At 42.2% G+C, this 12259-nt stretch carries 12 protein-coding genes; 7 read left to right on the top strand and 5 right to left on the bottom strand.

Annotation, left to right across the window (positions count from 1 at the left end):
• The first annotated feature begins 20 nt into the window (after window positions 1-20).
• Window positions 21-701, top strand: coding sequence for a YccT family protein (locus GW828_RS07620; protein ID WP_273059346.1), 681 nt, complete (start codon window positions 21-23; stop codon window positions 699-701).
• A gap of 118 nt (window positions 702-819) precedes the next feature.
• On the opposite strand, the gene ybaK is transcribed toward GW828_RS07620, so the two are convergent.
• Together ybaK and GW828_RS07610 are read right to left on the bottom strand one after the other, a co-directional pair.
• A complete protein-coding gene (ybaK, locus tag GW828_RS07615) occupies window positions 820-1293 on the bottom strand; it encodes a Cys-tRNA(Pro) deacylase (protein ID WP_273059348.1) in 474 nt (157 codons plus the stop codon).
• 72 nt (window positions 1294-1365) lie between these two features.
• Window positions 1366-2331: a TDT family transporter gene (locus GW828_RS07610; protein ID WP_273059350.1), complete on the bottom strand. Its 966-nt coding sequence runs from the start codon at window positions 2329-2331 to the stop codon at window positions 1366-1368.
• Between the two features lie 172 nt (window positions 2332-2503).
• Here GW828_RS07610 and GW828_RS07605 point away from each other — a divergent pair, with 172 nt between their 5' ends.
• Together GW828_RS07605 and rnk are read left to right on the top strand one after the other, a co-directional pair.
• Window positions 2504-3406 carry a LysR substrate-binding domain-containing protein gene (locus GW828_RS07605; protein WP_182722667.1) on the top strand — a complete coding sequence of 301 codons (903 nt, stop codon included), beginning with the start codon at window positions 2504-2506 and terminating at the stop codon, window positions 3404-3406.
• 254 nt (window positions 3407-3660) lie between these two features.
• Complete coding sequence (rnk, locus tag GW828_RS07600) at window positions 3661-4074, top strand: nucleoside diphosphate kinase regulator (RefSeq protein WP_124015522.1); 414 nt, start codon at window positions 3661-3663, stop codon at window positions 4072-4074.
• Window positions 4075-5307: 1233 nt separating this feature from the next.
• Here rnk and GW828_RS07595 read toward each other — a convergent pair.
• Entirely contained in the window at window positions 5308-5946 is a 639-nt protein-coding gene (locus tag GW828_RS07595; protein ID WP_273059353.1) for an NAD(P)-dependent oxidoreductase, read from the bottom strand.
• A gap of 192 nt (window positions 5947-6138) precedes the next feature.
• Between GW828_RS07595 and GW828_RS07590 the strand changes: the two genes are divergently transcribed.
• The 4 genes from GW828_RS07590 to GW828_RS07575 are packed head-to-tail and all read left to right on the top strand — an operon-like array spanning window position 6139 to window position 10342.
• A complete protein-coding gene (locus GW828_RS07590; protein WP_273059355.1) occupies window positions 6139-7686 on the top strand; it encodes a cryptochrome/deoxyribodipyrimidine photo-lyase family protein in 1548 nt (515 codons plus the stop codon).
• Window positions 7676-7816 (top strand): DUF2256 domain-containing protein, encoded by a 141-nt coding sequence (locus GW828_RS07585; RefSeq protein WP_182741590.1) that lies wholly within the window; start codon window positions 7676-7678, stop codon window positions 7814-7816. The genes GW828_RS07590 and GW828_RS07585 overlap by 11 nt, the downstream gene beginning before the upstream one ends.
• An 11-nt stretch (window positions 7817-7827) precedes the next feature.
• On the top strand, window positions 7828-9414 hold the full coding sequence (locus GW828_RS07580) for a cryptochrome/photolyase family protein (RefSeq protein WP_273059357.1): 1587 nt from the start codon (window positions 7828-7830) through the stop codon (window positions 9412-9414).
• Between the two features lie 28 nt (window positions 9415-9442).
• Entirely contained in the window at window positions 9443-10342 is a 900-nt protein-coding gene (locus GW828_RS07575) for a LysR family transcriptional regulator (RefSeq protein ID WP_273059359.1), read from the top strand.
• Window positions 10343-10382: 40 nt separating this feature from the next.
• On the opposite strand, the gene GW828_RS07570 is transcribed toward GW828_RS07575, so the two are convergent.
• Both GW828_RS07570 and GW828_RS07565 read right to left on the bottom strand, forming a co-directional pair.
• Entirely contained in the window at window positions 10383-11183 is an 801-nt protein-coding gene (locus GW828_RS07570; RefSeq protein WP_182697524.1) for an alpha/beta fold hydrolase, read from the bottom strand.
• 9 nt (window positions 11184-11192) lie between these two features.
• Window positions 11193-12215: a DUF2817 domain-containing protein gene (locus GW828_RS07565; protein WP_124015516.1), complete on the bottom strand. Its 1023-nt coding sequence runs from the start codon at window positions 12213-12215 to the stop codon at window positions 11193-11195.
• Window positions 12216-12259: the final 44 nt, after the last annotated feature.

Here is a 12259-nt window from a genome sequence, read left to right as displayed (position 1 = left end):
AATCTACACGGAATCACATTATGCGTAGCATTATCGCGTTACTTTGCTTTAGTTTATTCAGCCAATACGCTATCGCGGCTAGTTTGCATTTGCCCGACAGAACCGAAACGGTATTCGTCAATAATAAGGCATCACACCAACAGTCTAAGGTATTGCTAGACTCAACTCTGCCTAATGGTATGCAGCAAATAGCCTTTCGCTATCAAGCTCGTTACCGCGATAATGGTAGCCAAAATGACTTTATCTCTGACGTAATTGTCTTGCGCTTTAACGCCAGTGAGCAAGATTATCGATTAACGCTACCGCCAATAAACTCAGCGGCAAGTGCCAAAAAATTTAATCTAAAACCAGCCATAACATTAACCGATAGCAGTGGTAACAAGATTGCATTTACCCAAGATAAATTGATTAAATCAGGCTTACAAATTGGACGCGATTTTGTCCAAGAAATGGCTCAATATAATGCTTCTGCTGCCATAGCGGCTGTCGCGTCTAGCACTGTAATCAACCCATCACTTAATCCTGTATCTGGGGCAACCATAGCAAGCGATCACAGTAGTCAGGTCATTAGCCCGAGCGCTGACGTAATTGAAGTTACAGCTGAAGATATCACCCAAGCAGAAGTGATGAGAATGCTGGATTATTGGTACCAAAAAGCCAATAACCAAACTCAAGCAGAGTTTAAAGCAAAAATAAATTAATAATCCTGTATCACTATGATTGCTGAAGTGGATCTTACTAGTTTGACTCTTGATAGTGCAATGATCAGCTGCTTGAGCCCCACACAAAGGCATCGCGGTTAGTTAATGGCAAATGTCATTATGTTTGAGCGCAAATATCAGCAAACTTAGCATTGAGTAAGCATTGTAAATCGGCTGGGCTTAGTGAAATCTCTAAGCCTCTTTTGCCAGCGCTGACATAGATACAATCGAACTGCTGCGCAGAGGCGTCAATCACTGTCATTAAACGCTTTTTTTGACCTAATGGGCTAACACCACCTAATACATAACCGCTCGAACGCTCTACTGCTAATGCTTCTGCCATGTGGGCTTTTTTAGCACCCGCAGCTTTAGCGATTAACTTCATACTCAGCATCGATGATACAGGCACAATGCCAACCACCAGCGATTGATTATCCACACTCACCACCAAGGTTTTAAACACCTGTGCAGTGGGTACAGCCAGTTTTTGCGCCGCTTCTAAACCATAAGATTCACTATTAGTATCATGATGATATTCATGCACTTCAAAATCTATTTTATGCTTTTTCGCCATTTCAATTGCTGGAGTCATGCTGGTTCGCTCATATTAAATGCCGCATACAGTGTTAGTGAAGGCATTGACCTATAGTATATTTATTGCAAATTAAGAAGCCAGTTGTACCTTCTTTGGCTGATAAAAATGCAGGTATCGCAGACAAACATAACTGACCACCACAGTAGCGACAAGCAGTTCAAGTTCTGCTAAAGCATGAATTTGCTGTACATACTCGTTTGCAATACCGATGCTTTCCATCCATACCGACATTTTAAATAACGCAGTCGCACCTATCACCATAGGGAAGGTAAAAGCGGCGTAACCAGGGCTAAAAGGAAGCCGTAATAACTTAAAAAATGACAGATAAATAATTGCCGTCATTAACACCCCAATACCAAATAATAGCCCAACGATCACCGGAGACGGTTGCTGAGTAATGGTTAGATAGCCTGCTAAAGATAAGCTGGCTGGCGCGGCTAGAATGGCTAGTGTTGGTTTAGCTGCATCGGGAATTTGTTCTCTAAAAATAAGACGGTAAAGCATCATGGGTAACATCACCGCATAGCACAACATTCCAAAAAACAGTGCCCCATGTGCAACCCATAATAAATGCTCATTACCTGAAAAAGAAACGTCGGCAACCACAATGCCAATCGGCGGAACAAACCAACTCGGTACCATGTGAGTTAATGAAAACTGCTTACTGCGATGATAAATAAACCCCACTAAAAAACTAATGTGCAGCAATACCGCAAATGACCATAATAAATCACCCGCTAGCGCAGAGACATGGCCCAACGAATTTGATACCACCATTAATGCCATGGCAAAGGTAGGCACCACACTGCCTACCACAGGATGAGCAAGATCTTGACGCAATAGGTTTGAATGTAATATAAATTTACCACTCAAAATCAGTAACAACACACTGGCAATAGCAGCCGAGAACCATTGTCCATAATGGTGCAAATCCAAAAGGTTTTCCCAACTCCAACCTAAACTTGCAATGCCCAACGCCAGCCCTGCCATCGGCGTTGGTACGGCCATTAGTGAATTTTTTACTGTTCGAATCATTACAACCTCAAACTACCCATCAGAGAATAAGCCAATATTACGCTTGCACTTTGTTTATATATATCCAATTATACGGAACACACGTTCAGAAAAACTAAACGATTAGCGGTTTAAAAGTCACTGCCGCCATTTTATCGGTTTATTAGCCAATACCTTCACTAAGTCAGGCGCGATGAATATTTCACTCAAACAGCTCAATGTTTTTAGCAGCATTACTCAACATAAAACCCTAACGGCAGCAGCCGAGGCGTTATATTTGTCTAAAGCAGCGGTGAGCATGGCACTGGCAGAATTAGAAAAACAACTCGGGCATGCGCTATTTGATCGGGTTAACAACCGCTTAATTCTTAATCAAGAAGGTCACAAGCTGTTACCTCTGGCCGACGAGCTGCTTAGTAGAGCAAATAACATCAGCCAATTGTTTGATGCAGACCACGCTTTTTCAGGTCAATTGAAAATAGGTGCCAGTGACACCCTAGGGAACCATGTTGTTCCGGGGTTATTGAGCCAATTTCGGCAGCAATATCAGCATTTCTCGCAAAGTGTGGTGATTTCTAATTCACGGCTTATTTGCCAAAAACTGCTGGATTACGAACTAGATATCGGCTTGATCGAAGGGAAAAGTCATCATCCAGAACTTATCGCTACTCAATTCAGCCATGATGAGATGTGTATTATCGCAGCGCCTCAGTTACCTATAAGCCAACAAGCTAAGTGCAAATTTAGCCATTTAGAACACAGTGAATGGGTATTACGTGAAGCAGGATCAGGCTCGCGAGAGTTTTTTTTACATACCATAGCGCCGCAAATAGCGTCGTGGCATGAAGTGTTTGAACTTAATACTACAGAAGCGCTAATTAACAGTGTTTCCGCGGGACTCGGCTTAGGTTGCTTATCTACTTTAGCGGCACAATATGCCATTAACGATGGCCGCGTAGTTCGGCTGGATCTACCTCAAGCGAGCAATCATCTTAATATGCAACGACCATTTTGGTTAGTGGTTCATAAAGACAAATACCATAGCCCGCTGCTGAAAAGCTTTATTGAGTTTTGCCATCAATGGGATAATACATAAAAATACCGAGGGCGGTAGTGATAGTAGCTTTATTGATGTCCTTATGGTTAATTATTTAGGCGACGTATATATTTTATCACTATAGATTAATAATTAAATTTATTAAGGTATTTTTAATGTATTAGGGATAGCATCTCAGATCGTACATAAATTTTATAATCAATATATTTTACCTCATTAAACTTTCTTTTAAATTAAAGTTTGATCATAAGGTGAATTTTAAAGCATTAATTACTGGACTGTTTGAGGGATAAATGAGTAACCGACCTGAAATAACTATTTCGTCACTGGATTCTATAAGACTCTTTAAGTTAATTGAGTCATTACCGACAAAAAAAATGGTCGGCATTAGTGAGCTAGAAGAAGAGCTCGCCCGTGCAAATATAGTTGAACCAACGGAAGTGCCGCCTACAATTGTGACGATGAATTCAACAGTTAAATTTACTGTCGAATCGTCTCGTGATGAATTTATGATGACTCTTGTTTATCCCAAAGACCTTGATTTAAGTGGTGATAAAATATCTATTCTTGCACCTGTTGGCAGTGCGTTACTTGGGCTTTCTCAAGGTGATGAAATTGAATGGCCTAAGCCTGGTGGAGGGTTAATAAAAATTAAAATTAAAGAAATTTTCTATCAACCTGAAAGAGCTGGCGAATACAACCGCTAAGCTCGAAATTATTGATACACGTTGAAATTAAATCTAAAAAATTGAAATAAAATCAATCACTTGAACCTTATAAGCTTAATATTAAAACCTAAGAGCATGATATATTTTTCATAGAAATATATATCATGCTCTTACTAAATGTTTCACCTTCTGATGTAATACATCATTGAGCCTTTTTTATCCTAAAAATGTTATCCCGAAGCTTTTTACCCAGAAATGTTAATCTAAATGTTGTTAAAAATCTGTGTATGTTGGGTCGAGAGATTTAGCGGGTTGGATCCACTGACGTTACCAATTGTGCATACTCATCATTAAGCGATTTCAATCAATAGCAGACCATAACGATGTGACCGTAATTTTATTAAATCTAGCGAAAACTGATGGTTTCATGACTTGTCATATATTTAAATTACTAAGGTTACTGTTATCTTTTTTATTTCCACAAATTTGCTTGAAGTTATTATTTAAGCTGCTATATTGACGTTATGAAAATATCAATTCTTATATTTTATTCTATTATTTTTTTAGGGAGCTTCGCCCTAGAATTCCCCGTTTAAGCGGGCGTCCCTTTACGCCCATCTGTTTTTACAGATCAAAAAAATACTCATCTTTAATTAAATCATTGAGTTGCTATAGTTTTAAGCTCGCTTAGAATGGCGAATTTTAATTATATTGACTGTTAAAAATAGATTTATTAAATAGTCATGTCTCACAATCTTATTAAATGGTTGAGAAACGTTATTCTGAGTAGAAAGGTAATCTACGCTTAAATTTTTAAATTAAGCTACGCATTAACTCTGACAGATGATTAAGGAGGGCGATGGGTTATTTATTTCAACAATCTCGTTTATTGCATTAAATAAGCATTATTAATATTTTATTTATTATTAGGTGATAATATGTCTAAGCATGAAATGAAAAAACCATTGTTATCGTTAAAAGAAAAACGTAAATTGAAAAAAGAGTCAAATACGACAGAGATAGTCAAACCTAGAAAGAAAAAAGGTTAAGGCTACTGGGTGCCAATAATTTTGGCACCCTTTTTATTATAGCTATGATTTATATAAGATAATAGGTAGTGCCTAGTACCCATTTAACGATGATAAATGATTGTTTCATGGTTATCTGGCATGTACCGTTAAACTCAAAATGCTATCAATAGCATCGTTTTTAGAGCATAGCCTTTACGTATAGTTTTAGGCCTGTTTCTATAAATCAGCACACTCAATAAACTTAGTAAGCAACGCTAATACGTTGATTAATATGCTTGGCATTTTCGGCTTCATCTAACATGGCTTTGGCGTAATCGACTACTGACACTCGGCTTTGGCCGTCTGCATCAGTAAAGAATTCATCACCACCTACACGGTACGGGCCTTCGGACTCGCCAGGGAAGATAAAGGCGGCGGGACTAACATAAGTCCACTTGATAGCAGAATCGGTAGCGCGGAATACTGCCAATGCTTCACCTTGGGCGATGGCTTCGGCTTTATATTCTTCAGGGAATTCTGCTGTTGACACTAACGCCACGCCTGGCGCGACTTCTAAACTACCAGCACCACCGACCCACAACAAACGCGGTGTGCCTACTTGAGGTAAGTGCTGTAATAATTGCTGTGCGGTTTGTGCTACCACTTGATGATTTTGTGCGGCGCGGCCGCCGATTGACGCTATCACCACATCAACGTCGGCAAATGCGCTAGCTATGGCATCGCTTGTCATAGTGGTTAAATCAAGTGTTCGTACGGCCACATCTTGACTGACTTTGCTGGCGTCGCGAACGACGGCAACCACTTCATGACCACGGCTAATAGCCTGCTGCATGATAGTGCCACCAATCCAACCTGTTGCGCCTAATACTGCTAGTTTCATGTTTTGTCTCGCTCTATTAATTAACAATGAAGCCAGTGTATAGACAACATAATCCGAGATAAATATCACTTATTGCGCTTAATTGTTTCATTTAGAGATACAAAATAAATCATAATTGTGTAGTTTAAAGCAATCTAAACGGCGTGCTAATGCGTATCTAATAGCCTAATTCACCATGAGATTTTTGGCGCCATGCCCGACACGATCAAACAGGCTATTAATATCGTCTGGTTTAAACGCGACTTGCGCTTGTCTGATCATCAGCCGCTGGTCGATGCGTTTAACCATGATTTACCCTGCTTGCTCATTTATGATTTTGAACCCTTTATGCTGGCTGACTCGCATTATAATCAACGTCATTGGCGCTTTGTGTGGCAGTCGCTGCAAGATATGAATCAACAACTGGCGCGATTTAATGGTCAGGTGTATGTCTTTTGTGTACCAATAATTGATTTACTGGACGAGTTATCACAACAGTTTGAAATTAACACTATGTTCAGCCATCAAGAGATTGGTCTACACAACAGCTTTGAGCGCGATAAAGCGGTGGCACTCTGGTGTCATCAGCAACAGATCCCTTGGCAACAATCACCAACAGGTGCGGTAGTTCGAGGGCGCAAGCATCGTCAAGCCTGGGATCAACACTGGCAACAAGTGATGAACAGCCCTATTGCGATCCCCAATTGGCAACAATGTCAGCTGCAAAAGCTCGACAACTACCATACTCCGCTTATCGATCAGGCCATCATTACAGACAATGATCAATTCCAAACGGGTGGTCCTAAAGCGGCTAGAGCAATACTGAGCAGTTTTCTAAGCTACCGTGGTAAAGACTACCAACGCAGTATTTCGAGCCCGAGCTTAAGTCGCAGCCACTGTTCACGCTTATCACCTTATTTAGCATGGGGAAACATCAGTTTAAAGCAAGTGTATCAAGCGACATTAACCCGTTATAACGCAGTACAAACCAGCAATAAAGCGTGGAAAAAGCCTTTATTGGCGATGATGTCGCGCCTACATTGGCATTGCCACTTTATGCAGAAATTTGAAAGCCAATGCAGTATGGAATTCACCCCGGTAAACCCTGGGTATTTAGATTATCCTTATCGCAGTGACGACAACGTAGCGCAAGATATTCAGCGCTGGGCTGAAGGCCAAACGGGGATCCCCATTATTGATGCCTGCATGCGCTGTTTACGAGAGACTGGTTATATCAATTTTAGAATGCGCGCCATGTTGGTCAGTTTTGTGACCCATCATTTAAACATTGCGTGGCAACATGCTAGCTTACCGTTAGCCAATTATTTTCTCGATTTTGAACCTGGGATCCATTACCCGCAACTGCAAATGCAAGCCTCGGTGACAGGCATTAACACCATACGCTTATACAATCCCATCAAGCAGTCACAAGACCAAGATCCACGCGGGGAGTTTATTCGATTGTGGTGCCCAGAGCTCACTAACTTACCCAATGAGTATATTCATCAACCTTGGCTGCAACCGCCAATGGAAGCTATTTTCAATGATCTAATCTTAGGCCGTGATTACCCTGAACCTATGATAGATCTTACTCTGGCATCACAAATTGCCCGCGATCGCTTGTGGTCATATCGCGATCAACCTCAAGTTAAACGCCATATCGCTGCAGTATTAGGTCGTCATGTTAGCCCTAAGCGAAAACGAACTAAGGGCAAACCGATAGCCACAACAACTCAGGCTAAAGACAGTCATGACACATAAAAAACTCCATCTTGAACATAAAGTCTGTCTAGTTTGCCAACGCCCGTTTGCGTGGCGTAAAAAATGGGCTAAAGATTGGGACAAGGTTAAATATTGTTCTGAACGCTGTCGCCGACATAAATCTGAATAAAGGTAATCACCATGACGACACTTTACACCAATGCTTCACCAACATTATTGCCGGAAACCAGCACATTGAGACTCATCTTGGGCGATCAACTTAATGCGTCACACTCCTGGTTTAAACAAGTCGATCCTAATGTGGTGTATTTGATTGCCGAGTTGGGACAAGAAGCAAGCTACGTCACTCATCATGTGCAAAAGGTCTGCGCCTTTTTTGCCTCTATGGCGCAATTTGCACAGGCTTTAGCCAAGAGTGGTCATCAAGTTTTGTACCTGACCTTAGATGAAACCCAGCACTATGCAGACCTACCCGCCTTGCTTGAACACATTACTGCAACGCATCAATTAACCCATTTTCAATACCAACACGCTGACGAATACCGTTTAGCCCAGCAATTGGGCTCTCTTTTACTACCAGGCATTGCTATCAATAGCACTGACAGTGAACATTTTTTACTGCCGTTTAGCGATATTCAAACTGAATTCACCCCGAAAAAACACGCCAAAATGGAGTTCTTTTATCGGCGGATGCGCAAACGTTTTAATGTGCTGATGCAAGATGGAGAACCTTTGGGAGGCCAGTGGAACTTTGACCAGCAAAACCGTGCCAGCTTTAAAAAGAATGACCTTGGCGATATTCCTGCACCATTAATGTTTGCCAATGACGTCAGTGATATTTTAGCCCGACTTAAGCGTCATAATATCAACACTATAGGCAAAGCAGAAAGCCAATTATTATGGCCGCTTAATCGACGCCAATCACGTGAGTTACTTGACTTTTTTTGCCAGAATTTATTAATCCGCTTTGGTCATTTTCAAGATGCAATGACCGAAAATAGTCGTGCGGATTGGAGTCTATATCACTCAAGATTATCGTTTGCGCTTAACAGCAAAATGATTTCACCTAGCGAAGTCATCAATAAAGTTATCGCCCATTGGCAAGCGCATCAAGATGATATTTCACTGGCCCAAGTAGAGGGTTTTGTCCGCCAAATACTCGGTTGGCGCGAATATGTCCGCGGTATTTATTGGATCAATATGCCCGACTACGCGACGCAAAATGCCTTGCAAGCACAACGACCCCTGCCGGAGTATTTTTGGACCGCCAACACTAAGATGAATTGCATGCACCACACCATAAAACAGTCGCTCGATTATGCTTATGCCCACCATATTCAACGGTTAATGGTCACGGGCTGTTTTAGTTTACTCGCGGGTATCAATCCAGATGACGTCGACCAGTGGTATTTGGGCATTTACATTGATGCCATCGAATGGGTCGAAATGCCCAATACCCGCGGGATGACTCAATTTGCCGACGGCGGCATTGTGGCCACCAAACCGTATGCCGCCAGCGGTAACTATTTGAACAAAATGAGCGACTATTGCAAAAGCTGCCATTACAATGTCAAACTCAAGACAGAAGATAATGCCTGCCCATTCAACAGTTTATATTGGCATTTTATTCAACGCCATCAAGAGAAATTTCAACACAACCCTCGCATGACTATGGTGTATAAAAACTGGCAAAAAATGGATGCGCACACGCAACAGGCCATTATTAACAAAGCCGATAACCTATTGGAAAATATAGAAAGCTTATAACCTTTGGCTGTCGCGATAGGATGATGTTATGGACAAAATATCTGCTATACGCAGCTTTGTGGAAGTGGCCAGTTGTGGCAGCTTTACCCAAGCTGCCGAGCAACTAGGTTTAAGCCGTTTACAAGTGTCACGCCATATCAAAGAAGTTGAGCAATGGTTAGGGTTGCGATTATTACATCGCACCACTCGCCAAGTGAGTCTTACCTTACAAGGCGAAGAAGCACTGAATTATTGCCAGCGTATTTTAAGTGAAGTCACCGCGATGGAGAGTCGCGCCAATAGTCATAATAATGAACTGGTAGGCAGTATCCGTATCGCCTCGCCCATTGGACTTGGGCAACACAAACTGTATGACGTAGTTGAGGCTTTTTGCCTGCAACATCCTCAGGTTAATATACAACTATTACTGTCGGATAATGTCTCACAATTAGTTAACGACAGGATTGATATCGCCCTGCGTTACACCCATCAGCCAGATGAAAGCTTAATAGTTAGACGCTTAATGCACATCGATAGCGTCATTTGCGCCTCCCCAGACTATCTCGCCAAACACTCAGCCATCGAATCGGTTAATGACTTATTGCAACACAACTGTTTGCGCCACTCTAGTCAGCAACGCTGGGAAATAATTGCAGACTCACAACCTCACCTATTGGATGTGAGCGGTAATTTACAAGCCAACGACATGGGCGTATTAATCAATGCAGCCCGTCGCGGCAATGGCATAGTGTGTTTACCTACCGATTTAGCCAATGGCTACCTTGAACGCCAAGAACTGGTTGAAGTATTACCCCAACTGACGGTACCAGGTAAAACCATATGGGCCGTGTATTTGTCACGCAGTTATCAACAAACCGTCGTCAGAGCATTTATCGACTTTACCGCCAATGCTTGGCAGCAAGACATAAAAAAATGGCAAGCAAGCTAGAGTCACTAATCACGATTCGATAAGCCCTAATAAATGACTTCTAACGAATAATATCCAGTAATAGTTGTTGTAATTTCAGTGGCTGATCGAGACTGGCATCATGGCCGCAATCATCCATTTTATGTAACTGTGTTTGATAAAATAGCGCTAACTGTTCGCTGCATTTGGGGTGAGCTAACTTATCTTGATTGGCGACTATCACGCTGACCGGTATGTTATTCAATTCAGGACTATGAAAACGGGCCGAAGCGTACAATTGCCTTAGTCCATTGATAAATGATGTATGGCATTGCAATCTCAGTAAACTCCAAGCATTAATCACTTCAATGTTGTGACTAAAATGCCTGCTGGTAAAATCAACGACAATCGCTTCTAACCAGTGACCTTTGCCTGTGTTGGCTTGCTGAGAGCTCGCTAAGCCAGAGCGCAAAAACCTCAGCAAAACATGCGTTATAGAGGTCACTAAGCCGACACATTGAAACCGATAATACCAAGGCGACAAGTTGGCCGCACTGCTGTTAATTAACACCACATGCTGAATTCGTGAGCGACACTGCGCCGCCATGGTTAGCGCCAACATACCGCCCATCGATAATCCCACCAAGACCAACTTAACTTGGCTTGGCCGCATGGCCTGCTTGAGCAAAGCGGCATCAATTTGTTGCCACACCGCCTCGCAATAGTCTTGCATCTTACCTGGGCTAGGTTGATTGACTAATAGGCCATTACCGGGCAAGTCAACACAAATGACATTGAGCCCTTGCTGGTTTAAACGCTGATCAAAACCATACCAATGGCGGCTGTCGCGCATTAAGCCTCTGAGTAACACTAAGGTGGTCATCGTTTATCCTCACTTAGCCTTTTTAGACCAGAAGCGCTTAGCTTGTTGAGTCAATTGCGTCAGTTGTTGGGGTTTTATTTGTTCAATAATTTGCGCATAAGCTGCATCTATAATGAACTGCATTAATACCAGGTGACGGCGTAAAATACGTTGATGCCGATGTGTTTTTTGCGGATTAAAATAACCAGAGAAGTTAAATAGCTGACGTGGATTTTTACGTACCCAAGCCCACGAGCCCATTTCTAAGGTTAACGGAATAAACGGTTTCCCGCTGACATTACTCGCCACCAAATAATCCCAAATATCACCGTGGGTTCGGTAGAAATGGCTTTGAGGTGCTAACTGATAATGGCTGTGATGCGGATAGCCTTTTTCGAACAACTGCATTAACTGATAAATATAACCTATTCCTTCAAAGGGTTGTCGAGTATGCGCATGTGGAAACCACAAATGATCCTGTAAACCAAAACCTGAGTGAGCATCGAGCACCATAACACTGCTGCTGTCTTGCTGTAATTGTTGCACATAGCTCACTAACGCATGGGTTTCTAGCTCCATACCATTTTGCCCTCGATACCAAGGCAAACGCGGCGAAAGTCGCTGACCGCCGACAAGAAAGGTCACGTCTTCATCTGAATCAATGGGAGCATTACGCATTAAATCAACATTGTTACCATTGCCTCGGCTGCCACGCAAAAAGCCAACCGGATTCACCACGGGGACAAAGGCTAAGCGCACGTGTTGCAATAATTGCTGTAAGTGAGTATCCCATGGTAACCGATTGAGTAAGCTGTCTAAAAAGGCCAAAATCACTTGGGCACCGATGCGCTCAACCCCATGGACCCCGCCAACAAACAATACCGTAGGACATGGCTGTTGCTGTTGACCTAGCTCAATGGCTGTAACCGACAATTTTTCACCACGGTAATATAAATCTGCCAAGGACTGATGGCGAAATTGCTGCTGATGCTGAGCAATCAAGCGCTTTAAGGTATCTATCTCGAAGGAATGCTCAAATGAAAACCTAGCCATTAGCCACTTTTTACTGTCACAAAATCATCTTAATACGTTAACGA

The organism is Shewanella vesiculosa, assembly GCF_009994065.1.
GTDB lineage: Bacteria > Pseudomonadota > Gammaproteobacteria > Enterobacterales > Shewanellaceae > Shewanella > Shewanella vesiculosa.
The sequence above is the reverse complement of the archived record's forward strand: the minus strand, read 5'-3'. Positions and strand labels throughout refer to the sequence as shown.

What these genes read in the sequence shown, in the direction of transcription:
- GW828_RS07620 (WP_273059346.1), top strand. Translation starts at nt 21, where the DNA reads ATGCGTAGCATTATCGCGTTACTTTGCTTTAGTTTATTCAGCCAATAC.
- ybaK (WP_273059348.1), bottom strand. Translation starts at nt 1,293, where the DNA reads ATGACTCCAGCAATTGAAATGGCGAAAAAGCATAAAATAGATTTTGAA.
- GW828_RS07610 (WP_273059350.1), bottom strand. Translation starts at nt 2,331, where the DNA reads ATGATTCGAACAGTAAAAAATTCACTAATGGCCGTACCAACGCCGATG.
- GW828_RS07605 (WP_182722667.1), top strand. Translation starts at nt 2,504, where the DNA reads ATGAATATTTCACTCAAACAGCTCAATGTTTTTAGCAGCATTACTCAA.
- rnk (WP_124015522.1), top strand. Translation starts at nt 3,661, where the DNA reads ATGAGTAACCGACCTGAAATAACTATTTCGTCACTGGATTCTATAAGA.
- GW828_RS07595 (WP_273059353.1), bottom strand. Translation starts at nt 5,946, where the DNA reads ATGAAACTAGCAGTATTAGGCGCAACAGGTTGGATTGGTGGCACTATC.
- GW828_RS07590 (WP_273059355.1), top strand. Translation starts at nt 6,139, where the DNA reads ATGCCCGACACGATCAAACAGGCTATTAATATCGTCTGGTTTAAACGC.
- GW828_RS07585 (WP_182741590.1), top strand. Translation starts at nt 7,676, where the DNA reads ATGACACATAAAAAACTCCATCTTGAACATAAAGTCTGTCTAGTTTGC.
- GW828_RS07580 (WP_273059357.1), top strand. Translation starts at nt 7,828, where the DNA reads ATGACGACACTTTACACCAATGCTTCACCAACATTATTGCCGGAAACC.
- GW828_RS07575 (WP_273059359.1), top strand. Translation starts at nt 9,443, where the DNA reads ATGGACAAAATATCTGCTATACGCAGCTTTGTGGAAGTGGCCAGTTGT.
- GW828_RS07570 (WP_182697524.1), bottom strand. Translation starts at nt 11,183, where the DNA reads ATGACCACCTTAGTGTTACTCAGAGGCTTAATGCGCGACAGCCGCCAT.
- GW828_RS07565 (WP_124015516.1), bottom strand. Translation starts at nt 12,215, where the DNA reads ATGGCTAGGTTTTCATTTGAGCATTCCTTCGAGATAGATACCTTAAAG.